Here is a 23,061-nt window from a genome sequence, read left to right on the forward strand (position 1 = left end):
ATAATTTACGTTTAACATAAATATAAAATAGTTAAACAGAATTTATACCACGAAAATATAGTATAAAAACTAAAATACTGAGTAACAATTATATAATATAGATATTATTATGTTAAAAAAAGTTAACGCTTAATTAATGTTTAACTTTTATTGTAATTTAGTTAAACAATATTACAGATACAGTAATAACATAAAACTTAAAAAACAATCAAAATGAAAACAATCATCCATTTATCAAAGTATTTTATTGTTGCATTTTTGTTAGTAGGATTGGCATCCTGTTCTGATGATGACGACAATAACCAAACGCCTCCAGAAGAAGAGTTAACAATCACAGAAACAGCTGCTTCAGATGCTGAGTTGAGCATTTTAGTAGCAGCATTAGTTAAAACAGGTTTAGATGACACCTTAAATGAAGAAGGTACATTTACAGTTTTAGCTCCAACCAATCAAGCATTTCAAGATGCTGGAATTACAGATGTAGATGCAGTATCTAACGATGTGCTAACAAACATTTTGTTAAACCATGTGTTTAGCGAAGAGCTAGCTTCAAGTGAACTTAGTACAATGTATAAGAATACACTTGCTACTGGTCCGGATGATAATCAAATCAGCATGTTTATTAACACTGATGGAGGTGTAACTTTTAACGGTACATCAATGCCAACTACTGTAGATATTATGGCCTCAAATGGAATTATCCATAAAGTAAATGGTGTATTAAATATTCCTACTATTGTAGATCATGCCGCAGCAAATCCAAATTTCTCCATATTAGTAGAAGCATTAGGAAGATTTGGGGATCAATATCTAGACCTACTTTCTGGAACAGAAGGTTCTCCATTTACAGTATTTGCTCCAACTAATGAGGCTTTTACAAACTTATTAAGCATGTTAGGAGTTTCTTCTTTAGATGAAATAGATGATGCTACATTAGAAACAGTATTAACATATCATGTAGTTGCTGGTGCTAATGCTACGTCTGGAACTTTATCTGACGGACAGATGATTACTACAGCTCAAGGAAACGACGTTACTATTATGACATCTGATGGAGTACAGGTTATGGACGCCACAGAAACACCCGCAAATGTTATTACTGCAGATGTACAGGCAGGAAATGGTGTTATCCACGCTATCGACAAAGTATTATTACCACAAGCTATTGTAGATGCAATGAATCCAACTATTGCAGGTTTTGTATCTATGAACGATGATTACTCTTCTTTATTAGCTGCTGTACAGAAAGCTGGTTTAGTAGAAACATTAAGTGCAGAAGATGCTGGATTAACAGTATTTGCTCCTAATAATGAGGCTTTTACTACATTCCTATCGGACAATGGATTTGCTTCTTTAGATGATGTTCCTACTGATGTATTAACACAATTATTACTAAACCATGTTATTTCTGGAGAGGTAATGTCTGGAGATTTATCAACCATGTATGGAAATACAATGGCAACAAATGGAGATGGAGACAATTTAAGTATCTATATAAACACAGAATCTGGAGTGACGTTAAACGGCGTATCTACTGTAACAACTGCAGATGTAGAAGTAAGTAATGGAGTAATTCATGCTGTAGATGCTGTTATTGGATTGCCTACTATAGTTACTTTTGCTACTGCTGATGCTAATTTTAGTTCTTTAGTAGGAGCACTTACTGCGGATGATCAACCAGATTTTGTAAGCATCCTTTCTGGAACAACAGATGCTCCATTTACAGTATTCGCACCTATAAATTCAGCTTTCGAAGCATTAGATGCGGTTCCATCTGGAGCTACGTTAACAGCAGTTTTACAACACCATGTTGTAGCTGGGGCTAATGCAAGATCTGAAGATTTATCAAATGGAATGATGGTAGAAAGTCTTGAGGGGGACAACATTACCGTTACATTACCAGGTACTGGAGATAATATTGCTGACTTAACAGATGGGGCCGGAAACACAGGTATCGGAGTAGTTGCTGTAGATGTGCAAGCTACTAACGGTGTTATTCATGCAGTGAATCAAGTATTAATTCCAGATACTACAAACTAGAAACCACTTTAATTTTTTATCATTGCTTTTGAAGAGAGTCATCATTTGGTGACTCTTTTTTTTATATAAAAAAGCAAATATTTGTCAAAAAAGAATATATTTACTCCACCAAATTTTACACATTATGAACACACAGAAAAAAAGCTTAAAAGCAGTATTGCTTTTACTTATTTCTGCCTGCAATCTTGTTGCATGCAGCGAATCTTCCAACGATGAAGGTTCAGAACCAGAAACCATTAACGAACCAGTAGCTCTTTACAGCTACCTAAGTAACAATGAAGATTATAGTATTCTTGTAGAAGCTATCAATCAAATTGGTTACCAAGACGCTTTAAATGTTGATAAAGCAGGGTCTTATACTTTTTTTGCTCCTAATAATGAAGCTTTTAAAAGGTATTTGGATGATAATGGAGTTAGTAGCATACAAAATGTACCTACAAGCCTACTTACTCAAATCATTCTTAATCACATGCTTAATGGACCAGAAAAAAAATTAAAAGAAATTCCTGAAGGTTATAATAAAACACAAGCTAAAGAGTATCCTTCATTAGCAAATATCGACGTATTTGTTTCTAAGAATAACGATACTGTTACTTTAAATGACGGGATTTTAGTAACAAAAGAAGATATTGATGTAACCAATGGTGTAATCCATCAAATAGACGATGTGATCGTACCTGCTACATTAGCAACTTTTATAAAAGTAGATCCAGCATTTTCTAATCTTTATGATGCTTCAGAGCAAATCAACAGTGAAATCTCTGATAAACTACATGATGCTGCAGCAGAAATCACTCTTTTTGTGCCTTCTGAAGATGCTTTTTTAACTATGGGAACTGTAACCTTCGAGAAATTAGAGAAGACTTTAAAGTATCATATTATCGATGGGAAATCATATCCTTCCACTAAGCTTGTAAATGACATGACTCTTGATACATGGCAAGGAAGCTCTATTAAAATTTCAGTAAAAGATGCTATTACAATTACTGATATCTCTACTGAAAATGCCACTGTTATTAGCAAAGATATTGTTGCTTGGAATGGTATTGCCCATGTTATAGATAAAGTTCTTAAATACGAATAAGATCTCCTAAGTCCTATAATTTATTTAAAGACTCTTGTACCAACCTACTATAAGAATTCTTAAATAAATTATAGGACTTTTTTAATACAAGCCCTCCTCTCCTACTTCTTTATTATAACCTTCTCAATAAAATTTCCTCACTATTAGTTTTATATCTTAAAACCCTCATATTTAAGGATATAAAAATATAACAAGCTAGTTATTGTCATAATGACTTTATTTAAGTATATTTATTGCCGATAAATCAACAAAACACCCAAAATAATGAAAGAAAAACCACAATATGATGCTATTGTTATCGGTACAGGAATAAGTGGCGGATGGGCTGCAAAAGAGCTTTGCGAAAAAGGCTTAAAAACGTTAGTACTCGAAAGGGGTAGAATGGTAGAGCACATTAAAGATTATCCTACCATGCACAAAGACCCTTGGGATTACGAGCTAAAAGGAGCACTTACTCCTGAAGAAAAAGCTACGCAACATAAGCAACATCGTGTAGGTTGGGCTCCAGATAAATCGAATAAACATTTTTTTGTAGATGATGTGAAGCATCCTTACAATGAAATTAAACGTTTCGATTGGATTCGAGGATACCACGTTGGAGGAAGATCTATTACATGGGGAAGACAAAGTTATAGATGGAGTGATATTGATTTTGAAGCTAATAAAAAGGATGGAATAGGCGTTGATTGGCCTGTACGTTATAAAGACATTGCTCCTTGGTATGATAAGGTAGAAACTTATATTGGAGTGAGCGGAAGAAACTTAGGTTTAAAGCAATTACCAGATGGGAAATTTCTTCCTCCAATGGATTTAAATTGCGTTGAAGAGCATTTAAAAGATAAAATATCTGAAAATTACAATGATAGAATTTTAACTATCGGTAGAGTTGCTCATATTACTGGAAACAAAAGTTTTGAAGGCAGAGGAACTTGTCAATCTCGAAATAGATGTTCTAGAGGTTGTCCCTATGGTGGATATTTTAGTAGTAATTCATCTACCCTACCAGCTGCAGATAGAACAGGCAATATGACATTAAGACCTAATTCTATAGCCTATGAAATCATGTATGATGAAGGTTCCGAAAAAGCTACAGGAGTTAAAATAATAGACGCAGAGACTAATGAGAAACACGAATTCTCTGCTTCTATTATATTTTTATGTGCTTCGGCAATGGCTACCAACTCAATACTTCTACAATCCAAATCCAACAGATTCCCTAACGGAATGGGGAACGATTCTGGTTCTTTAGGTACTAATATTATGGATCATCATTACCGACTAGGAGCTAATGGAAAAATGGATGGATTTGAGGATAAGTATTTTAAAGGACGTAGACCTAACGGAATCTATATTCCTAGATTTAGAAACCTTAGTAAGGAAACAACTGCCAAAGATTTTATAAGAGGCTACGGATATCAAGGGGGAGCAAATCGAGGGGATTGGACTACTTCTGTTGCTGAAATGGGATACGGAAAAAAACTTAAAGATAATATTCTTGATATTGGAGGTTGGAATTTTGGAATGACTGGTTTTGGAGAAATGCTTCCTTATGATGAAAATAAAGTTACTTTAAATTACGAAAAGCTTGATAGTTGGGGATTACCAACATTAGATTTTGATGTAGAATTTAAGGAAAACGAATATAATATGAGAAAGGATATATTAAAACAAGGCGCAGAAATGCTTGAAAAAGCAGGGTTTAAAGATGTATCTACTTATGATGATCCAGGAGGACCTGGCTTAGGAATTCATGAAATGGGAGGAGCTCGAATGGGATATGATGCCAAAACATCTGTTGTTAATAAAAACAATCAATTACACGCTGTACCAAATGTTTATGTAACTGATGGTGCTTTTATGACCTCTGCAGCATGTCAGAATCCGTCACTAACATATATGGCATTCACAGCAAGAGCAGCGGATCATGCTGCGAAACAATTTAAAAAAATCAGCTAATATGGAAAGAAGAAAAGCATTATCAAGAATTGGTTTATCGCTAGGATATGCAGCTGCTGCTCCTACACTATTTTCCATTCTACAAAGCTGTCAAACAGAGGAAAATAAAACTACATGGAATCCTATTTTCTTCGATGAAAAACAAGCTGTTGTTATAGATAAAATTACAGAATTAATTCTCCCTAAAACAGATCTTCCTGGAGCTGCAGAACTTAATATTCCTAAGTTCATAGATCTTAGTTTTGCAGAATTACTTTCTGATGAAGAAAAAGCTACCATTCGTAAAGGATGTGTAGAAGCTACTTCTATTTTAGAAAAAGATAGTTTCACAACTGAAGCTTGCGACAAACTTCTAAACACCTATTTTAATGCACCTAAAGAAAAGCAAGAAGATTATCTCAATAGCATTAACAAAGGAACGTTTAACAATCCAGAAGTATTGGTATATAATTTTCTGAATAAAGTAAGAGGAAATACAATATGGGCTTATAAAAATAGTGAGTACATTGGAGAGAAAGTACTTGTATACGACCCTGTTCCTGGACCTTTCCAAGGATGTATTAATTGGGATAATAAGTTAGGTTATTCATTGTAACCTAAAAATAGCTAAAGTAAAAAGGGTGATTTGAACATTTTCAAATCACCCTTTTTTATATCAGGATAATACTAATTATTATTTCTTTTTCTGAGCTTCCGCCTGATCCATCATCTCTCTCATTTTCTTCTGAAAACGACTCTCTTTCTTAGGTTTCTTCTTGTTTTCTTGAATCTTAGCATGAATCTTCTCATCGTCGATAATGTAATTTTTAATTACCAACATGATAAGAATTGTAATCAAGTTCGATACAAAATAATACAAACTCAATCCACTTGCATAGTTATTAAAGAAGAAAAGCATCATTATTGGAGAAATGTAAATCATCACTTTCATAATGCTTCCCATATCTGGCATTCCCTCTTGTGCTGGTTGCTGCATTGCTTGCTGCTGTCCAGTAGTCATTTTCATATAAAAGAAAATAGCAACAGAAGCTAAGATTGGGAACAAACTCACGTGATCTCCATAGAAAGGAATACTAAACCCATCAGGGAATTTGTATACGATATCATAAGAAGAAAGATCATCTGCCCATAAGAATGGTTTCTGACGCAACATTATTGCTGTTGGGAAAAACATAAATAAGGCGTAGAATACAGGAATCTGTAGTAAACCAGGCACACAACCACTCATTGGGCTGACTCCAGCTTTACTATAAAGTTTCATAGTTTCCTGCTGACGCTTCATTGGATTATCCTTGTACTTTTGAGCTATCTCAGTTACCTCAGGCTTAATAACTTTCATCTTCGCTTGAGATAGATAAGACTTATATGTAACTGGAGATAAAGCCAACCTTACAATAATTGTCATCACAATAATTGCAATTCCATAAGGAAAAACAGAGCTTAGGTAATCATATAAAGGAGTAAAAACATGTTTGTTAATAAACCCAAAGATTCCCCATCCAAATGGAATAGACTCAACAAGCTCTATGTCTTTATATTTTTTAAATACTCTTGCATCTGTTGGTCCGTAATACCAATGCATATTATAATTAAGCTCTCCACCTTTAATTTCTAACGGTGTAGATGCTGTGTATAATTTCACATATTGCTCCTCTGGACTCTCATCTTCGAACATCTGCTCCGAAGTCATAGATACATTAGAAAAAGAATCTGGATTGATAAGCATTGAACTAAAGAAATGCTGTCTATATGAAATCCAACTTACATTAGTATCTGCCTCATCATCTTCTCCAGAAGGCGACAATTTACTAACACTTCCTTCATGGAAGTATGTTAATCTAGTATAACGATTTTCATATTTTATACTTCTACTATGACGAATTCCTTTAAGTTTCCAATCTAATTGTGCAGGTTGAGAACTATTAAGAACACCATTTAATCCTTGAGATCTTACCGTGAAGTCTACAAGATACTCATCTGGTTTAAGTTCATAACGATATTCTAAAAACTTGTTATTAGAAGTCTTTAGCTTCATTGAAAGCACTTGATTCTCCCCATTCTTTGTAATAGAAGGCTCAAAGAAAAGATCTTTTGTATTTAGCGTACGATTATCTGTAGTTGCGAAAGTTAAATTAAATGATGCATTCCCATCTTTTACAAGATATACAGGAATAGAATCGAATGTTTTAAAGTTTTTTAATTTGGCTTCTACAATTTGCCCTCCTTTATTACTAACTTCAAAACGTACCAATTCGTTTTCAAAAACGGTAGTATTTTCTTTAGCAGAAGGTAAGCTTGCAGAATATGCAAAAGCACCTAAAGAACCTTTATACTGTTCTAAAGCCGTAGAATCTTGTAGGTTAACCTCTGAAACAGTTTCTACTACAGCAGCATTTTTTTCTTGCTCTTTTGCTTTCTCTACCTGCTCTTGCTTCGCTTTTTCAGCTTGAATTTCTTCTTCCGTTGGCTGATTGTTATATATAACCCACATTAAAATTGCACCTATAAGTACAAATCCTAAGATCGAGTTAATATCAAATTTCTTTTCTTCCATTTAATTTTTATTAAAATAAATTTTCCCTCTCAATAAATAAGGGCAATAATCATTGCTAAATTTTAGTTTGCAAAGATATGCCCAAATCTTATATTCATGTCAAACTGACACTATTTATTAACCTTATGCTGAAGTGCTGCCTTAACAAAACCTACAAATAATGGGTGTGGATTTGCTACGGTACTCTTATATTCTGGATGGTATTGAACCCCAACAAACCAAGGGTGTGTAGGTAATTCTACAACTTCCACAAGCCCTGTTTCTGGATTAAGCCCTGTAGCTTTTAATCCAGCAGCTTCAATTTGATCTTTATATTTATTATTAAACTCATAGCGATGTCTGTGTCGCTCAGAAATAGTATCGGCTGCATAGATCTTATTTACTAAGCTTCCTGCTTCCAAATTACAATCCCATGCTCCCAAACGCATAGTACCACCCATATGAGTAATATCTTTTTGCTCTTCCATTAAATCTATCACAGGATTTGCAGTATCTGGATTCATTTCTGTAGAATTAGCATCTTTAATAGCCAATACATTTCTAGCAAACTCTATAACCGCCATCTGCATTCCTAAGCAAATTCCTAAGAATGGAATATTCTGCTCACGAACATATTTTATTACATCTATTTTTCCTTCTATCCCACGTTCTCCAAAACCTGGAGCTACTAAAACACCATCTAAACTTGCAATTTTATCTTGAAGTACTTTAGTATCGATATGTTCTGAATGGATATATTCTACTTTTACTTTAACTTCATTCTCTGCTCCCGCATGAATAAAAGCCTCTAAAATCGATTTATAGCTATCTTGAAGCTCTACATATTTACCTACTAAACCAATATGAACTTCATCTTTAGGGTTTTTATGGCGATCTAAAAACTGATTCCAACGTGTTAAATCTGGCTGTGAATCATCTTTTAGAGCTAATTTTTTAAGGACTACATTATCCAAACCTTCTTCTAACATTAGGTTAGGAACATCGTATATTGTAGAAGCATCAATAGATTGTATAACTGCCTCTCTTTTTACATTACAAAATAAAGCCAACTTCTCTCTAAGATCATCAGAAAGTTCATGCTCTGTTCTACACACAAGGATATCTGCTTTAATACCACTTTCCATCAATGTTTTTACAGAATGCTGTGTTGGTTTTGTTTTAAGCTCACCTGCAGCAGAAAGGTAAGGTACAAGTGTAAGATGAATTACGAGTCCGTTGTTATCTCCTAATTCCCACATTAATTGTCTTACAGATTCTATATATGGCAAAGACTCAATATCTCCTACTGTTCCTCCAATTTCTGTGATAACGATGTCGTACTCACCACTTTTTCCAAGCACCTGAATACGTTCTTTAATTTCGTTGGTAATATGAGGAACTACTTGTACTGTTTTCCCTAAGAATTCTCCTCTACGTTCTTTTTCGATTACGCTTTGGTAGATTCTTCCAGTAGTTACATTATTAGCTTGAGAAGTGTTTACGTTTAGAAAACGCTCATAATGACCTAAATCCAAATCTGTTTCTGCCCCGTCATCTGTAACATAGCATTCTCCATGCTCGTATGGATTAAGCGTTCCCGGATCTACATTTATATATGGGTCAAGTTTCTGAATTGTAGTTTTATAACCTCTTGCCTGTAAAAGTTTCGCCAATGATGCCGCTATGATTCCTTTTCCCAATGAAGAGGTAACACCACCCGTAACAAAAATGTATTTGGTATCTGCCATTATCTTTACTTAAATGAATTTGCCTGCCTAAACAGCTTGTTGAAAATATCGCGGCAAAAATACAAATAAGAATTAAAAAAACACTTTTCTTATAGGGGGATTTTATGATTGTTTTTGAGAGAATTAAAAGTAATCCTTATCTTACTTTACGGATTTTATAAATAAGTTCTTCCAATCCGTTTACTTTTATTTCGTACATAGCCTCCAATTGCATCCCTAATTTCCCGCTTGGAAATCCTTTTTGCCGGAACCAAACATAGTAAGGCTCTGGAATATCTATTAAATAACGGTCTTTATATTTCCCAAAAGGCATTTTAGCATGTGCCAATTTAACTAAGAACTCTCTGTTTTGATCTAAATCCATGCTTTTCTTGTTGGGTTTATGCTAGGCTGTATGCTGTAAAAATAATTATTCTGTAAACAATTCCTTTTAAACTCTCAACTCATTTTTCGCATTAGGGATTGAGCGGTATGTTTGAGCTCTTCCAATTTTTTTATTGGAAAGCGAGTAGTGAAAGCGCGACCACGTTTTTTACGTGGGAATGCCCAGAATAAAAACTAATTTTAAGCAATTAAACTACTGCCAATTAAAAGTAATATCTTTTTCTATATCGGGATGTAAGCTGTAGTGAACTGGACAAGTATTTGCAGTTTTTTCTAAGATCCTACGCTCCTTTTCTGTAACCGCTGTTGGGATATCAAAAACAACTTCTATCTTAGAAATTCTACGTGGTTCTGCTGCCATAGTTTTGGTAACCGTAGCCGTTGCATTGGTAAGATCAACCTCCATATCGCGGGCTTTTATCCCCATAACGGTAAGCATGCAGCTCGCTAAAGCTGTAGCCAAAGTATCGGTTGGAGAAAACGCTTCTCCCTTCCCATTATTGTCGGTTGGAGCATCGGTGATAAAAGAATTGTTACTTTTTAGGTGTACACACTTAGTTCGAAGTGCTCCCAAGTATGTTACTATCGAGGTTGGCATCGTTTTTAGCTTCTTTAATTTCTAAATTATCGTATTTTACTATATAAACCGCTTGGTTGGAATATCCTCCAGAAAGTTTTTTTCTATAATCGAATTTGTTCTCGATATATTCTGTTTCACTTACTTTGGAAGCTACAAAATCTAAATCTTTATTATATCCTAAACGCAAAAGTACATCCATTGTAATATCGAAACCTCTAGTGGCATATCTATTTGGTGTCGTTCCATACTTTTTGCTATAACTTTTAGTAAAAGGTGTGTTTAAACTTGAAAGTTTATCTACAGTTGGAAAATGAAAGTTTAAGTTTGATAAATGCATATTAGAAATATTATCACTGTCGTAAGCGCTACCTTTTAAAGTAGTTAATAATGTAATATTGTATTCTTCTGTTTTTGCTGAATTTACTACTCCTGTGATATTAGTAAGCAAAGGAATACTATTTGTTTCTACAATCACCCAATTCTCTTGATCTTTTGATAGGAAAGGGTTTATCTCATCTAAACGAATAAACTTATCTTCTATTGGATTGATTATTTTAGCTCCAGGAAAAGCTGCTTGCAACTGACTCTTTACTGCAACACTTTTCTTATCTGCTATGACGATTACATTTTTATTAACTGCATTAATTTTTAAGTAATCTATCATTTTCTGTCTAAGCAAATCGTCTGATGGTAATGTTTGAAATACATTTGGATTAGCAGTAATCCCTTTATTAGAGAAAGGTGCAAAAACAGGCGTGTTTGTTGCTCTAACTGAGCCCGAAACACGATTAAAAGTAGTTGGTAAAATAGGTCCTACAATAGCATCTACATTGTTTAATTTTCCGCTGGAAGCAAGTTGCCCTACTTTAGCATCGTTTGCTCCACTATCGAAAACCTTAACATCTACAGAGAGTCCGAGTTTTTTAACTGAATCTATCGCCATAAGTGCTCCAGTATAAAAATCTAAGGAAACACTTAGTAGTTTATCTCGCTTTATTTTTTCTTTATTGGTATCTAAATTATCAAAATCTAGCTCGTCTAATTTAAAAGGTAGGATTATTGCTAGCGTAGATTTCTGATCATAATTAAGGCTATCTAAAAGAGAGAATTTCTCTATTAGCTGTCCGTTATTTACAGTAAGATCTCCCATCTTATTCTTAGGGAGTTTAAGCACCATTCCTACTTTTAACCCATCGGCTTTTACTTCTGGATTTAGCGCTTCTATTTCTTGTTGTGTTACTCCTAATTTAACTTTAAGCCTATAAAAACCTTCTTTAGGAAGCACTGTATAGTAGTTGTAAGCATCTACTTCTACTGGTTTTTTATTATTTCCAGCCACAAAAGGAACCCATAAAACATCACCTTCCTTTAAAACTTCTTTCATATTTGGGTTCAGCGTTTTTAAAGAATCTACTGTGATTCCATGCTCGTAAGCAATTCGCCAAGGCCCTTCTTTTGGTGCCACTGTATGCGCAACTAACCCCTCTCTTTCCATAGATTCTGAACCAGCACTTACGGCTGTTCCAAAAACTGGAATTTGAATTTTCTCGTTTCTTTTTAGCTGTCTGCTATATAATTCTTTGTTATAACGCTTTATATCGTCTACAGAAACATTGTATTCTTTAGCGATACTATAAAGTGTTTCTTTTCTTTTTGCTTTGTGTTCTATAAAACGCTCTACTTCGTCTGTTTGTGTAGTTGTTGGTGTTGTCTGAGAAGTAGCACTTGCTTCTGAAATCGGTATAACAACAATGGTATTCGCTTTTACTCCATTTTTTACTTCTGGGTTTAACTTTAGAATCGAGTATGGTGTAACTTGGTATTTCTTAGCGATACTCTCTAAGGTCTCCCCTGCTTTAACGGCATGGGTCTCGAACTTTTGTGCGTGTAAGGTTACGCAAAAAAGAAATGCGAGTATAAAAATGACTTTACTATTGCTCATACAGTTTATTTTGATTTCAGGTCTGAGGTTTTAATTAATATTTCTAGCTCTCGAGAACTTTTTGAACCCGAAAGCTAGAAATTTATAATGATTTCACCCTTTTATTCATGCAAATAAGAATAAGAGAATGTATAAATCTTCAAACTTTATTTATTCCCACTCAATTGTAGCTGGTGGTTTTGAACTAATATCGTACACTACTCTATTAACGCCTTTTACTTTGTTTATTATATCATTAGACGTTTTTTGTAGAAATTCGTACGGTAAATTCACCCAGTCTGCAGTCATACCATCGGTACTTTCTACAGCACGTAAAGCTACACATTTTTCGTAAGTACGTTCATCTCCCATTACTCCTACTGAGTTTACAGGTAATAACATAGCTCCTGCTTGCCATACTTTATCATATAATCCCCAATCTTTTAGGCCATTTATAAAAATAGCATCTACTTCTTGAAGGATACGAACTTTCTCTGCAGTAATATCTCCTAAGATACGAATTGCCAATCCAGGTCCTGGAAAAGGATGTCTCCCTAATAATTCTGGATCTATTCCCATAGAAGCACCTACACGGCGAACTTCATCTTTAAACAACATCTTTAATGGCTCTACCACTTTCAGCTTCATAAAATCTGGAAGTCCCCCTACATTGTGGTGACTTTTTATTGTTGCTGAAGGACCATTTACAGAAATCGACTCGATTACATCTGGATAAATAGTTCCTTGACCTAGCCATTTTACATCATTAATTTCGTGTGCCTCATCATCAAAAACCTCTATAAACACACGACCAATAGCTTTACGCTTTAACTCAGGATCTTCAATTCCCGCTAAAGCATCTAAGAATCTAGCTGAAGAATCTACACCTTTAACATTAAGCCCCATTCCTTCGTATTGATCTAATACACTTTGGAACTCATCTTTACGCAATAAACCATTGTTTACGAAAATACAATATAGATTATCACCGATAGCTTTATTAAGTAATACTGCAGCCACTGTAGAATCTACTCCTCCAGAAAGTCCTAAAACTACGCGATCGTTTCCAATCTTTTCCTTAAGTTCGGCAACGGTCATATCTACAAAATTATCTGGAGTCCATGTTTGTTCAACACCAGCAATTTTAACTAAGAAATTCTCTAGTAATTGCTTTCCATCAGTAGAATGATATACTTCTGGGTGGAATTGTATTGCATATGTTTCTTCTCCTTCTATTTTATAGGATGCATTTTTAACATCGTTTGTACTTGCTAAAATAACTCCCCCTTCAGGTAATTTTTTGATAGTATCACTATGACTCATCCACACTTGGCTTCCTACAGAAATATCTTCGAAGAAAAGTTGATCTTCAGCTATAAAAGAAAGGTTAGCGCGACCAAATTCTCGTGTATTTGAAGGCGCCACTTCTCCACCGCCAAAATGAGCCAAGTATTGTGCTCCATAACAAACTGCTAACATAGGCACTTTACCACGAATCTGTGATAAATCTGGATGTGGAGCATCTTCTGCTCTTACTGAAAATGGACTTCCAGATAGAATTACTGCTTTATAAACAGAAAGGTCTTCTGGTGGATTGTTGTAAGGGTATATTTCGCAGAATATATTAAGCTCTCTAACGCGTCTTGCGATCAGTTGAGTGTACTGCGAACCGAAATCTAAAATGAGTACGTTGTTTTGCATGCGCAAAAATACTATTTATAAAGAAAATGAAAAGGGTTGAAGGAAGTATTTTTTTGATGAAAATTAGATGTTTATTAATCCACCTAACTCTTTGCTCCATTTTTAAACATAATTATAGCCATCAAAATGTTCTATTTAAAAGCATCAATCCTTTTTTTACAGAAAAAAACAGCTTCTTTATCTTCTCCAAAAGCTACAATACTATCTAAAATTTTATAATCAATATTCCTTTCATTTAAAACAAAAACTGTTCTCGTACTGTCTATCGTCCCCTTTGGTAATGTAAAGTCATCAGCAGCAAATACAGTATTTTCTGGAACTTCATACCTAATACTTCCAGCATAGGTTACGTTAGGGAGATTCCATTGTAGATCAGGGTAATCATCTTTCAGAATCGTAGCTATTGGTTCAAAAGAATGATGCACCGAGGAGTCTATTTTTAACAATTTTTCTATTGGAGTTCTAATAAGTTGAACAAACACAACAATTAAAAAGACACGCATACTCCATCGCTTCCATAGTGCTATGTTTTTGTACTCAAAACTATTCAGCAGTAGAACAAAAAATGGTAAAAATAATGGTAACAACCAGCGATCAGATATTTTAGCTGAATTTATAAATATGAATATCGCCACCACCACTAGCAACTGGAGAAAGAAAAGTTTCTTAAACCAATTATTCCCAGTATGGTTTTTAATTACTTTTCTCTTATAATATGCAATTGAAAATATAAGTATCGTTGGAAATATTATATTAAAGAAACTCTTTAAAAATGCTAACACAGGTGTTATTAAAAAGATTCCGTGAGATGCCGAAGCCCCCGTTTTACGATCCATACTTTCTCGTAACAAAAGAATGTAATCTGAATTATCAAACAACCAATAAAAATGTGGCGAAATCAATATTAAAACAATTAAAATCGTAACAATTAACTTCTTATCCCATAAGACTCTCTTAGATTCTGAGTCTATAAATGGTAAGATAATAAATGCAGGAATTTGTAGTAAAAAATTATATTTCGTCAGTATTCCGCAGGCTATAATCAACCCTAAAAACACATAATTTCTTATTGTTTTTGCCTCTAAAAGCAACGAATAGATATAATAAAGGGATACCGATAAAAAACACATCATAGAAGTGTGTGAAAGTCTTCGGAAGTTAAAATCTATAAATACTGGAATTAAAAAAAGTAAAAAGACAGTCACTTCTGCTAATTTTCTGCTTTTCTGAATATTAATAGCGAGTTTATACATTACTATTAAAGTTCCTGAAAATAAAATTGCTCTTAAGCCTGCTAATGAAAAACGATTGACACCTAATAGCTTATTAAAAAGAATTTGTATCCATGTATATAATGGAGGCTGATCGTCGTACCCTAATCGAAACCATTGCGAATAATACGCCTGTTCTGCATCTTCCCATTCTAAAGCTACTTTAAAAAATGGAATTATTAGTATTGCTAAAAAAGATATAATAGCAACGAGTAATACATGCCTAGAGATAGTTTTATCCTCCAAAGTATCTAATCATTTAGTTCTATAACAAATGTAATAGTTTTTTAAAGGATGAACATATTTACTAAAAAATCTTCAAATATCTTCAAATATCTACTAACTCAGCCAATCTTTAAAATCTTTTACTCGCTCGCGACTAACTATTATTTCTTGATCATTATAATTATGAAGCTTTAACTGCAAACGCGCATTCGTATAACTTACTATATCTTTTACGGATTCTATATTTATACAAAACTTACGATTTACTCTAAAGAAAAGTTCTGGATGTAACTCCTCTTGTAGCGCTTCTAAACTCTGATCTAATAAATAACTTCTGTTGTCTGTAGTATGAATATAGGTTCCTTTATTTTCACTGTAAAAACAAACCACATCGTTTACTGATATCAATTTTAAGTGCTGCCCTACTTTCACTGTAAAACGTTTTTTATAATCTCGTTCTAGCGGATTTACAAGCAACTTTTTAATATCAGAAAAGTTAAGTTGGACTTCTTCATTAACTGGTTTAAAGTTTTTATATTTTTCTACAGCCTGCGTTAATTCATCTTCATCAATGGGCTTTAAAAGATAATCAATACTATTCAGTTTAAAAGCTTGTAAAGCATATTCATCATAAGCGGTAGTGAATATAACAGCACTTTTAATAGTCACGGCATCAAAAATCTCAAAAGAGAGTCCGTCTGAAAGCTGAATATCAAGAAAAATAAGTTCAGGATGTTTATTAGCTGAAAACCAATTTATAGATTCTTCAACAGAATGAAGGATCTTATCTACATTTACATTCAAACCCTCTAACATTCTACCCAACCTCCTTGCCGATGGTGCTTCGTCTTCTATTATAATTACATTCATAATCTTATATTATTCCCATTGTTTACGTTCGGCATCTTCTTTCGCCAAATATTTCTCGATTTGTTTTTCCTCCCATTTTTTTGAAAATAAAAATCGCGGTCCGAATACGCCCCAAGCATGAAACAAGAGTCCAATTCCCCAGAAAAATAATGTTATAAAACTCGTCCAATGCCAAAAACCTTCTCCAGTATATCCTTTTGAAATATAAATATTCGTAAGAATATAAGAGTTGATAACAATATAAATTGCTAGATGCCAATAAAAGCCCTTTAATTTATTTACACGTTCTTTTGCTATTCTATATTTTTCTTCTTCAGATATTTTCATTGTGTAATTATTATTCCCAACGGGTAAATTGATTATCATTCTCTTTATCCATATATTCTTTAATCTTACGCTCTTCCCAATCTTTAGAAAAGGTAGGGTTCCATCCAAAAACTTTAGCTGCATGAAATAGAAGTCCTATTCCCCACGGCCCAACAGACCACAGGAACCAAGGGTAATTCCATTCATCAATCCAATAATTAAGTATAGCCAAAAAAGTATTCACAATAATATAGGATGTTAGGCTATTATAGAATTTTTTAAGTTCCTCAACGCGCTCTTTTGCACGTAGATATCGATTTTGTCTATCTTTACTTTCCATCTCCATTATATTAAATATCCTTTTCCATAAATTCTCTAATCTTACGCTCTTCCCAACGTTTTCCCCACAATGGATTATACCCAAAAGCTTCCATACCGTGTGCTAAAATTCCAAATCCCCAGCCCAATGTAGGGAAGACTACCCATGGAAAGTCTGTTGTTTGATAATTAAGCCATGCCAAGCATGGAATCACAATTAAATAAGCTGTTAGGTTACCATAAAATCCTTTTATCGCATTTACGCGCTCTTTTGCACGCTTATATCTTTTATCTTGTATATATGTTTCTTGTACTGCCATTTTCGAAATTTGTTTTGTTAACATTGGAATGCTAACGTTAAAATATTTTTTCTCCTTATTTATTAACACATCTCTAGAAGTTAATAAATGATAGCGCTGCTGAATATTTAAAAGTCCAACTCCGTTACTAGTTTTTACTACTGATTTTGGTTGTGAATTATTCGTAACTACTAAATAATTATCAGCTTTTGTAATTGTAATCTCCAGTGGTTTATTTGGACTCACTTGATTATGCTTTACTGCATTTTCTAAAAGTAATTGTAATGACAAGGGCACAACTTTAGCTTCTTCGGTTAATAATTCTTCAGAAACATAAAATATTATACTTTCTTCAAAACGCATTCTAAGTAAATCTATATACGTCTGGGCGAAAGTTATTTCTTCTGCTACAGTAACTAATTCTTTACTTTTCTGCTCTAAAACGTAGCGATAAACTTTAGACAAAGAAGTCGTAAACTTTTGTGCTCCTTTTGGGTTTTCTTCTATTAAACTAGTAAGGACATTAAGGCTATTAAACAGAAAATGTGGATCCAATTGATTCTTAAGTGCGTCAAATTGAGCTGTCGCCCTTCCTGCAATCACCTTCTGTTCTTTTACCTTTGACTCTTGCTTTGTTTTGTAAAAAAAGAAAGCAGAGAGAAGTATCGACACTATAAGTGCTATTACCATATATCCAACGTAATCTGCCCAATGTTGGTTTTGGATAGACTCATTAAAAGTAACTCCTCTAATAACCGTCCAGATAAAGGTATTTAAAATGAAAATACTGATAAAAGTGACCAACAAAGAGCCTAAAACAAAGCGCCAAATAATACTAAATGAACGTATCTTTTTTCCATAAGTTTTAAATAGATATCTAATAAAAAAAGAATTGGACAAATAAATAACTATGGTATAAAGTTGGTTGTATATAAACGCAGTAATGAGACTTTGATTAAATACAATAGCATCTCCATTTACATAATTTATAATGTTAATCACTATAAATATAAACACTCCCAAAAAGAACGCCCTTCCAAACTCTTTAATTACATTAATCATTATTATAGGTTGCTTACTTTATTATTCTTAACCAATTATACCTTAATTCGCCTTTCACTTAAAAGCTTAAAGTTAATAAAATCAAGAAAAGAATGTTATATCTTTATTCTGAATAGCATCTTTTATAAAACTATAATTGCTTTTCTCTTTTTCTTTAAGTGAATTAAAAATAATGAAGCATTGCTTAGAATTATGTTCCATTATAATTTCTCTCTGTGCTAACGTATGTTCCGAGGTCGGCTCTTCTTTTATCAAACTTAAAACAAGTAACAATAAATAATAAACAATTCGTATCATAGTTATCGGTTTAGTTATACTGCTGTAAAATTGTAACATTTAGAGTCCTTTTAAAAAAAGAGTATACTGAATTGTCGGTTTTTATGGATGAATTGTAGAAAGTGATTATGATGCGAAAAAAAATAAGTAGTTTTGAAAATAATAAATCCTTTTTTAAAAAATGAATCGTAGAAAATTTATAGCTCGTAGTGTACAGGCATCTGCACTTTCGGCAATTCCAATAGGCTCTGTATTTGCTCAACAAACAACTACAAATCAAGTTGAAAGTGAAATCGTTCTTCCGAAGAAATTAAAAAAAGGAGATACCGTTGGTTTAATTGCTCCTGGATATTCTCTCTCGGACAGAGCGTTACAAAATGCCATTACCAATGTAAAAGCAATGGGTTTTATTCCGTATCATACTTCTAGAATCTCAGGAAGTTTTGGATACTTTAGTAATACCGATATTGCTAGAGTTGAAGATATTCATGAGATGTTTTTAAACCCAAAGATCGATGCTATATTTTGTGCTCGTGGAGGATATGGATGTACTAGAATTCTAAAAGATATAAATTTTGATTATATCCAACAGAATCCTAAAATCCTTTTAGGGTTTAGTGATATCACTGCTTTAGTGAATAGTATTTATCAGAAAACGGGAATTGTAACTTTTCATGGTCCCGTTGGGACTACTTTAGATAATGAGTTTAACCGAGATCAATTATCGGCAATTATCGAAAATGCAAATAATAGCATTGAAGTAGCTACAGAAACTTTTTCAGCAGCAAAAACAACTTCCGACTCTACTTTCCAGAACTATGTAATAAATCCTGGTACTGCAACTGGTAGATTGGTAGGAGGAAATCTTTCTTTATTATCTGCGATGACAGGAACTGATTTCGATGTAGATTACACAGATAAAATTGTTTTTATTGAAGAGATAGATGAAGACCCATATCGTGTGGATAGAATGCTAACCCAATTATTAGACTCTAAAACATTTAAGCATGCTAGAGGTATTGTTTTAGGCGTTTTTAAAGGTTGTGACGACCCAAAACGCTCCACTTCCTTCAGTCTTAAAGAGGTAATATTAGACCGATTAAAGCCTACAAACATACCAGCTGTTTATGGTTTCCCAATAGGACATGTAGACCACAATATTACACTTCCTGTGGGTATAAATGCCACTCTAAACACCGAAGATTATAGCTTGAAACTAATAGAAAATAGTGTTTCTTAATAGTTTCAACTTATTTATAGTACGCTTATCGTCTTAATACATTACGGAAGTTAACTGTTAGTTTTTTATTATACCTTTATAGTATGATATTCAACACTCAAAGATTATCTATACGAGCACTAACTACAGAAGACCTCGATTTGTTTCATAAAATGCAAAACGATCAAGAGGTGATGAAGTATGTAGGTGGTAAAGTTTTTACTTTTGAAGAGAATAAAAAAGACTTAGAGAATATTTTAAAATTCTATAAAGACCCAAAAAATGTTTTCTGGGTTTGGGCTATAACATTATCTGAAAATAATAATTTTATTGGCACTGTAGCTTTAGTGAAAAATGAAAAAAATGAACATGAAATTGGCTACAGACTTTTAAAGAAATACTGGAAAAAGGGATATGGTAAAGAAGTTACAAACGGACTTATTAAATATGCTTTTGAAGAGAAAAAAATAAAGGAGATTGTTGCTTATGTGGATAAAAACAATGTTACTTCCGTACGTATTTTAGATTCTACCTTTAATTTTATCAAAGAATTCTATAACGAAGCAGATAATTGTATTGATCGTTATTACAAAATATCCAATTAACAAATATATGTATGTTTTTGTCTACGGAACTTTAATGAGTGGGTTTCATAATTCTATTGCTGAATTTTTACGAAAAAACAGTCTATTTATTGGGAAAGGAAAAACTAAAGGCGAGATCTATGATTTAGGAAGTTTTCCAGGAGCTGTTTTTAATGAAAACGCGACGAATTTCATTTATGGTGAAGTATATCAAATAAATTCCAACACGAACGCGGTTATAAAAGCCTTAGATAATTACGAAGGGATTTACGACTCTTCTTTTGACTATTATGAAAAGAGAGAGGCTTTCATCCAAGTAGATAATACTCAAATAAAAGCCTCTGTTTATCATTTTAAAAAATCCCCTGATAATTTTGTTCTTATAAGTCACGGAGATTATTCAAGCTATTTAAAAAATTAATTCGCTACGTCACTAATAAATTTAATTCGGTACAAACGAATCTCGTCATCTTCATATTCCCCATCAAACTCTTCCATTGCTAATGATATTTTATCATCTTCAGCTTCTAGGAAATAATCATATAACTCCTCTTGTTGATCTTCGTCTAAAATCTCATTGATCCAATAATTAAGATTTAGCTTAGTTCCCATAAAAACAATCTGCTCCATTTCTTTAATAAGGTCATCCATTTTTAAACCTTTAGAAGCTGCAATATCATCTAATGGTAACTTTCTATCTATATTCTGAATTAAGAAAAGTTTTAAAGCCGAATTTGCACCTGTAGATTTTACAACCATATCATCTGGTCGTATTACATCATTTTCTTCTACATATTTTTTGATGAATGCTACAAATGGCTTTCCATATTTTTTTGCTTTCCCTTCTCCTACTCCATGAATATTAATTAATTCTTCAAGTGAAATAGGATATTTTAAAGCCATATCTTCTAATGAAGGATCTTGAAAAACAACAAACGGAGGCACCTCCAATTTTTTAGCTTGTTGCTTTCTTAAATCTCTTAGCATTTTAAGTAATTTCTCATCTGCAACGGCGCCACCACTTTTCCCTAAGGTTACAATGGTATCATCATTGGCTTCCGTATAAGAGTGATCTTCTGTCATTAAAAAGGAAGTTGGATTTGCAATATATTCCTTTCCTCTGGCCGCAATATGTAAAACACCATATTGCTCGATCTCTTTACGTAACATTCCTGAAACCAAAACCTGACGAATTAAAGCCATCCAATAAGAAGCATCGTGATCTTTTCCTATTCCAAAGAAAGGACGTTCATCTGTTTTATGAGACTTTATTACCGCATTTACCTTTCCTACTAAAGTATTTACAATCTCTTTTGCTTTATACTTCTCTTTAGTTTCCTTAATTACATGCAGCAATTTAACTACATCTTCCTTAGCTTCATGTTTTTTCTTAGGATGTCTAATATTGTCATCCATTTCTGCACCTTCTCCATTCACTTCGTCAAATTCTTCTCCAAAGTAATGAAGTATGTACTTTCTTCTAGACATAGAAGTTTCTGCATAAGCCACCATATCTTGCAATAAAGCATGACCAATTTCTTGTTCTGCAACAGGCTTGCCGCTCATAAACTTCTCTAGCTTTTCAATATCCTTGTAAGAATAAAAAGCCAAGCAATGTCCTTCTCCTCCATCCCTTCCTGCACGCCCAGTTTCTTGATAGTAACTTTCAATACTTTTAGGAATATCATGATGTATTACAAAACGCACATCGGGTTTATCTATCCCCATACCAAAAGCAATAGTAGCGACTACAATATCGGCATCTTCCATCAAAAACATATCTTGATGTTTAGCCCTTGTTTTCGCATCTAATCCTGCATGATATGGAACTGCATTTAAACCGTTTACCTGAAGTGTTTGTGCTAATTCTTCAACACGCTTTCTACTCAAGCAATAGATGATTCCAGATTTACCTTCGTTTTGCTTTACAAATCGGATAATATCTGCATCTACATTTTTAGTCTTCGGACGCACTTCGTAGTACAAATTCGGCCTGTTAAATGAAGCCATAAAAACCTTTGCACTACTCATCCCAAGATTCTTTAAGATATCCTCTCGAACTTTAGGAGTTGCCGTTGCAGTAAGTGCAATGATAGGAATATCATCACCCAAACGCTGTATTATTGTTTTTATATTTCTGTATTCTGGCCTAAAGTCATGCCCCCATTCTGATATACAGTGGGCCTCATCTACGGCAACGAACGATATTTTTACCGTCCTAAAAAATTCTACATACTCTTCTTTCGTTAATGATTCTGGCGCTACATAAAGTAATTTTGTAACTCCATTGGTAATGTCTTCTTTTACTTGTCGAACTTCCGTTTTATTTAGCGAAGAATTTAAAACATGTGCAATACCTTTATTCGAAGAAATTCCACGAATAGCATCCACCTGGTTTTTCATCAGTGCAATTAAGGGGGAAATTACGATGGCAGTACCATCTTTAACTAGCGCTGGTAATTGGTAACAGAGAGATTTCCCTCCGCCAGTAGGCATTAAAACAAACGTATTATGATCATTAACAATATTCTTAATAACCTTTTCTTGCAAACCTTTAAACTGACTAAATCCAAAATACTGTTTAAGCGCTGCTTGTAAGTCAATTTCAGCTGAACTCATCCTTTCGTTTTACTATTTTATATACATTTGCACTACTAAAGATACTATTAATCTTTAGTTATTAC

The 23,061-nt window shown here is 33.5% G+C and carries 20 protein-coding genes; 7 read left to right on the plus strand and 13 right to left on the minus strand.

Annotated elements, in window-relative coordinates:
• Nucleotides 1–213 precede the first annotated feature (213 nt).
• The 4 genes from ACN0TY_RS12890 (at nucleotide 214) to ACN0TY_RS12905 (ending at nucleotide 5,675) form a co-directional block, all read left to right on the plus strand.
• Nucleotides 214–2,040: a fasciclin domain-containing protein gene (locus ACN0TY_RS12890; RefSeq protein ID WP_417444824.1), complete on the plus strand. Its 1,827-nt coding sequence runs from the start codon at nucleotides 214–216 to the stop codon at nucleotides 2,038–2,040.
• Between the two features lie 124 nt (nucleotides 2,041–2,164).
• On the plus strand, nucleotides 2,165–3,124 hold the full coding sequence (locus tag ACN0TY_RS12895; RefSeq protein WP_417444825.1) for a fasciclin domain-containing protein: 960 nt from the start codon (nucleotides 2,165–2,167) through the stop codon (nucleotides 3,122–3,124).
• A gap of 264 nt (nucleotides 3,125–3,388) precedes the next feature.
• A complete protein-coding gene (locus tag ACN0TY_RS12900) occupies nucleotides 3,389–5,080 on the plus strand; it encodes a GMC oxidoreductase (protein WP_417444826.1) in 1,692 nt (563 codons plus the stop codon).
• 1 nt (nucleotide 5,081) lies between these two features.
• Nucleotides 5,082–5,675 carry a gluconate 2-dehydrogenase subunit 3 family protein gene (locus tag ACN0TY_RS12905; protein ID WP_417444827.1) on the plus strand — a complete coding sequence of 198 codons (594 nt, stop codon included), beginning with the start codon at nucleotides 5,082–5,084 and terminating at the stop codon, nucleotides 5,673–5,675.
• 78 nt (nucleotides 5,676–5,753) lie between these two features.
• Here the strand turns inward: ACN0TY_RS12905 and yidC are convergent, their stop codons facing one another.
• The 12 genes from yidC to ACN0TY_RS12965 form a co-directional block, all read right to left on the minus strand.
• Nucleotides 5,754–7,634 (minus strand): membrane protein insertase YidC, encoded by a 1,881-nt coding sequence (gene yidC, locus ACN0TY_RS12910; protein ID WP_417444828.1) that lies wholly within the window; start codon nucleotides 7,632–7,634, stop codon nucleotides 5,754–5,756.
• Nucleotides 7,635–7,744: 110 nt separating this feature from the next.
• Nucleotides 7,745–9,361 (minus strand): CTP synthase, encoded by a 1,617-nt coding sequence (locus ACN0TY_RS12915; protein ID WP_236959149.1) that lies wholly within the window; start codon nucleotides 9,359–9,361, stop codon nucleotides 7,745–7,747.
• A 136-nt stretch (nucleotides 9,362–9,497) separates the two neighbouring features.
• Nucleotides 9,498–9,725: a DUF3820 family protein gene (locus ACN0TY_RS12920; protein ID WP_417444829.1), complete on the minus strand. Its 228-nt coding sequence runs from the start codon at nucleotides 9,723–9,725 to the stop codon at nucleotides 9,498–9,500.
• A gap of 213 nt (nucleotides 9,726–9,938) precedes the next feature.
• On the minus strand, nucleotides 9,939–10,343 hold the full coding sequence (locus tag ACN0TY_RS12925) for an OsmC family protein (RefSeq protein WP_417444830.1): 405 nt from the start codon (nucleotides 10,341–10,343) through the stop codon (nucleotides 9,939–9,941).
• Nucleotides 10,300–12,267, minus strand: coding sequence for a LysM peptidoglycan-binding domain-containing protein (locus ACN0TY_RS12930; protein WP_417444831.1), 1,968 nt, complete (start codon nucleotides 12,265–12,267; stop codon nucleotides 10,300–10,302). The genes ACN0TY_RS12925 and ACN0TY_RS12930 overlap by 44 nt, the downstream gene beginning before the upstream one ends.
• 150 nt (nucleotides 12,268–12,417) lie before the next feature.
• Nucleotides 12,418–13,947: a glutamine-hydrolyzing GMP synthase gene (guaA, locus tag ACN0TY_RS12935; RefSeq protein ID WP_236959145.1), complete on the minus strand. Its 1,530-nt coding sequence runs from the start codon at nucleotides 13,945–13,947 to the stop codon at nucleotides 12,418–12,420.
• A gap of 131 nt (nucleotides 13,948–14,078) precedes the next feature.
• Complete coding sequence (locus tag ACN0TY_RS12940) at nucleotides 14,079–15,464, minus strand: ArnT family glycosyltransferase (protein ID WP_417444832.1); 1,386 nt, start codon at nucleotides 15,462–15,464, stop codon at nucleotides 14,079–14,081.
• A 93-nt stretch (nucleotides 15,465–15,557) separates the two neighbouring features.
• Nucleotides 15,558–16,313 (minus strand): LytR/AlgR family response regulator transcription factor, encoded by a 756-nt coding sequence (locus tag ACN0TY_RS12945; protein WP_236959143.1) that lies wholly within the window; start codon nucleotides 16,311–16,313, stop codon nucleotides 15,558–15,560.
• Between the two features lie 9 nt (nucleotides 16,314–16,322).
• Nucleotides 16,323–16,640, minus strand: a complete 318-nt coding sequence (locus ACN0TY_RS12950) for a 2TM domain-containing protein (RefSeq protein WP_236959142.1) — start codon at nucleotides 16,638–16,640, stop codon at nucleotides 16,323–16,325.
• Nucleotides 16,641–16,650: 10 nt separating this feature from the next.
• The gene (locus ACN0TY_RS12955; RefSeq protein WP_236959141.1) at nucleotides 16,651–16,959 is read right to left on the minus strand and encodes a 2TM domain-containing protein; all 309 of its coding nucleotides are present in this window, start codon (nucleotides 16,957–16,959) and stop codon (nucleotides 16,651–16,653) included.
• Between the two features lie 10 nt (nucleotides 16,960–16,969).
• Nucleotides 16,970–18,298 carry a 2TM domain-containing protein gene (locus ACN0TY_RS12960; RefSeq protein ID WP_417444833.1) on the minus strand — a complete coding sequence of 443 codons (1,329 nt, stop codon included), beginning with the start codon at nucleotides 18,296–18,298 and terminating at the stop codon, nucleotides 16,970–16,972.
• A gap of 81 nt (nucleotides 18,299–18,379) precedes the next feature.
• On the minus strand, nucleotides 18,380–18,595 hold the full coding sequence (locus ACN0TY_RS12965) for a hypothetical protein (RefSeq protein ID WP_417444834.1): 216 nt from the start codon (nucleotides 18,593–18,595) through the stop codon (nucleotides 18,380–18,382).
• Nucleotides 18,596–18,755: 160 nt separating this feature from the next.
• On the opposite strand from ACN0TY_RS12965, the gene ACN0TY_RS12970 reads away from it, so the two are divergent.
• From ACN0TY_RS12970 to ACN0TY_RS12980, 3 genes are all read left to right on the plus strand, one after another.
• Nucleotides 18,756–19,814, plus strand: a complete 1,059-nt coding sequence (locus ACN0TY_RS12970; protein WP_236959138.1) for a S66 peptidase family protein — start codon at nucleotides 18,756–18,758, stop codon at nucleotides 19,812–19,814.
• Nucleotides 19,815–19,897: 83 nt separating this feature from the next.
• Entirely contained in the window at nucleotides 19,898–20,398 is a 501-nt protein-coding gene (locus ACN0TY_RS12975; protein ID WP_417444835.1) for a GNAT family N-acetyltransferase, read from the plus strand.
• A gap of 7 nt (nucleotides 20,399–20,405) precedes the next feature.
• Entirely contained in the window at nucleotides 20,406–20,798 is a 393-nt protein-coding gene (locus tag ACN0TY_RS12980) for a gamma-glutamylcyclotransferase family protein (protein WP_417444836.1), read from the plus strand.
• Here ACN0TY_RS12980 and recQ read toward each other — a convergent pair.
• Nucleotides 20,795–22,996 (minus strand): DNA helicase RecQ, encoded by a 2,202-nt coding sequence (gene recQ / locus ACN0TY_RS12985; protein ID WP_236959135.1) that lies wholly within the window; start codon nucleotides 22,994–22,996, stop codon nucleotides 20,795–20,797. The two genes, ACN0TY_RS12980 and recQ, sit on opposite strands and share 4 nt — an antisense overlap.
• Nucleotides 22,997–23,061: the final 65 nt, after the last annotated feature.

Source organism: Joostella sp., assembly GCF_048266025.1.
In the GTDB taxonomy this organism is placed as follows: domain Bacteria; phylum Bacteroidota; class Bacteroidia; order Flavobacteriales; family Flavobacteriaceae; genus Galbibacter; species Galbibacter atrarenae.

Excerpts from the sequence above, each read along its gene's own strand:
- ACN0TY_RS12890 (WP_417444824.1), top strand. The coding sequence starts at position 214 with ATGAAAACAATCATCCATTTATCAAAGTATTTTATTGTTGCATTTTTG.
- ACN0TY_RS12895 (WP_417444825.1), top strand. The coding sequence starts at position 2,165 with ATGAACACACAGAAAAAAAGCTTAAAAGCAGTATTGCTTTTACTTATT.
- ACN0TY_RS12900 (WP_417444826.1), top strand. The coding sequence starts at position 3,389 with ATGAAAGAAAAACCACAATATGATGCTATTGTTATCGGTACAGGAATA.
- ACN0TY_RS12905 (WP_417444827.1), top strand. The coding sequence starts at position 5,082 with ATGGAAAGAAGAAAAGCATTATCAAGAATTGGTTTATCGCTAGGATAT.
- yidC (WP_417444828.1), bottom strand. The coding sequence starts at position 7,634 with ATGGAAGAAAAGAAATTTGATATTAACTCGATCTTAGGATTTGTACTT.
- ACN0TY_RS12915 (WP_236959149.1), bottom strand. The coding sequence starts at position 9,361 with ATGGCAGATACCAAATACATTTTTGTTACGGGTGGTGTTACCTCTTCA.
- ACN0TY_RS12920 (WP_417444829.1), bottom strand. The coding sequence starts at position 9,725 with ATGGATTTAGATCAAAACAGAGAGTTCTTAGTTAAATTGGCACATGCT.
- ACN0TY_RS12925 (WP_417444830.1), bottom strand. The coding sequence starts at position 10,343 with ATGCCAACCTCGATAGTAACATACTTGGGAGCACTTCGAACTAAGTGT.
- ACN0TY_RS12930 (WP_417444831.1), bottom strand. The coding sequence starts at position 12,267 with ATGAGCAATAGTAAAGTCATTTTTATACTCGCATTTCTTTTTTGCGTA.
- guaA (WP_236959145.1), bottom strand. The coding sequence starts at position 13,947 with ATGCAAAACAACGTACTCATTTTAGATTTCGGTTCGCAGTACACTCAA.
- ACN0TY_RS12945 (WP_236959143.1), bottom strand. The coding sequence starts at position 16,313 with ATGAATGTAATTATAATAGAAGACGAAGCACCATCGGCAAGGAGGTTG.
- ACN0TY_RS12950 (WP_236959142.1), bottom strand. The coding sequence starts at position 16,640 with ATGAAAATATCTGAAGAAGAAAAATATAGAATAGCAAAAGAACGTGTA.
- ACN0TY_RS12955 (WP_236959141.1), bottom strand. The coding sequence starts at position 16,959 with ATGGAAAGTAAAGATAGACAAAATCGATATCTACGTGCAAAAGAGCGC.
- ACN0TY_RS12960 (WP_417444833.1), bottom strand. The coding sequence starts at position 18,298 with ATGATTAATGTAATTAAAGAGTTTGGAAGGGCGTTCTTTTTGGGAGTG.
- ACN0TY_RS12965 (WP_417444834.1), bottom strand. The coding sequence starts at position 18,595 with ATGATACGAATTGTTTATTATTTATTGTTACTTGTTTTAAGTTTGATA.
- ACN0TY_RS12970 (WP_236959138.1), top strand. The coding sequence starts at position 18,756 with ATGAATCGTAGAAAATTTATAGCTCGTAGTGTACAGGCATCTGCACTT.
- ACN0TY_RS12975 (WP_417444835.1), top strand. The coding sequence starts at position 19,898 with ATGATATTCAACACTCAAAGATTATCTATACGAGCACTAACTACAGAA.
- ACN0TY_RS12980 (WP_417444836.1), top strand. The coding sequence starts at position 20,406 with ATGTATGTTTTTGTCTACGGAACTTTAATGAGTGGGTTTCATAATTCT.
- recQ (WP_236959135.1), bottom strand. The coding sequence starts at position 22,996 with ATGAGTTCAGCTGAAATTGACTTACAAGCAGCGCTTAAACAGTATTTT.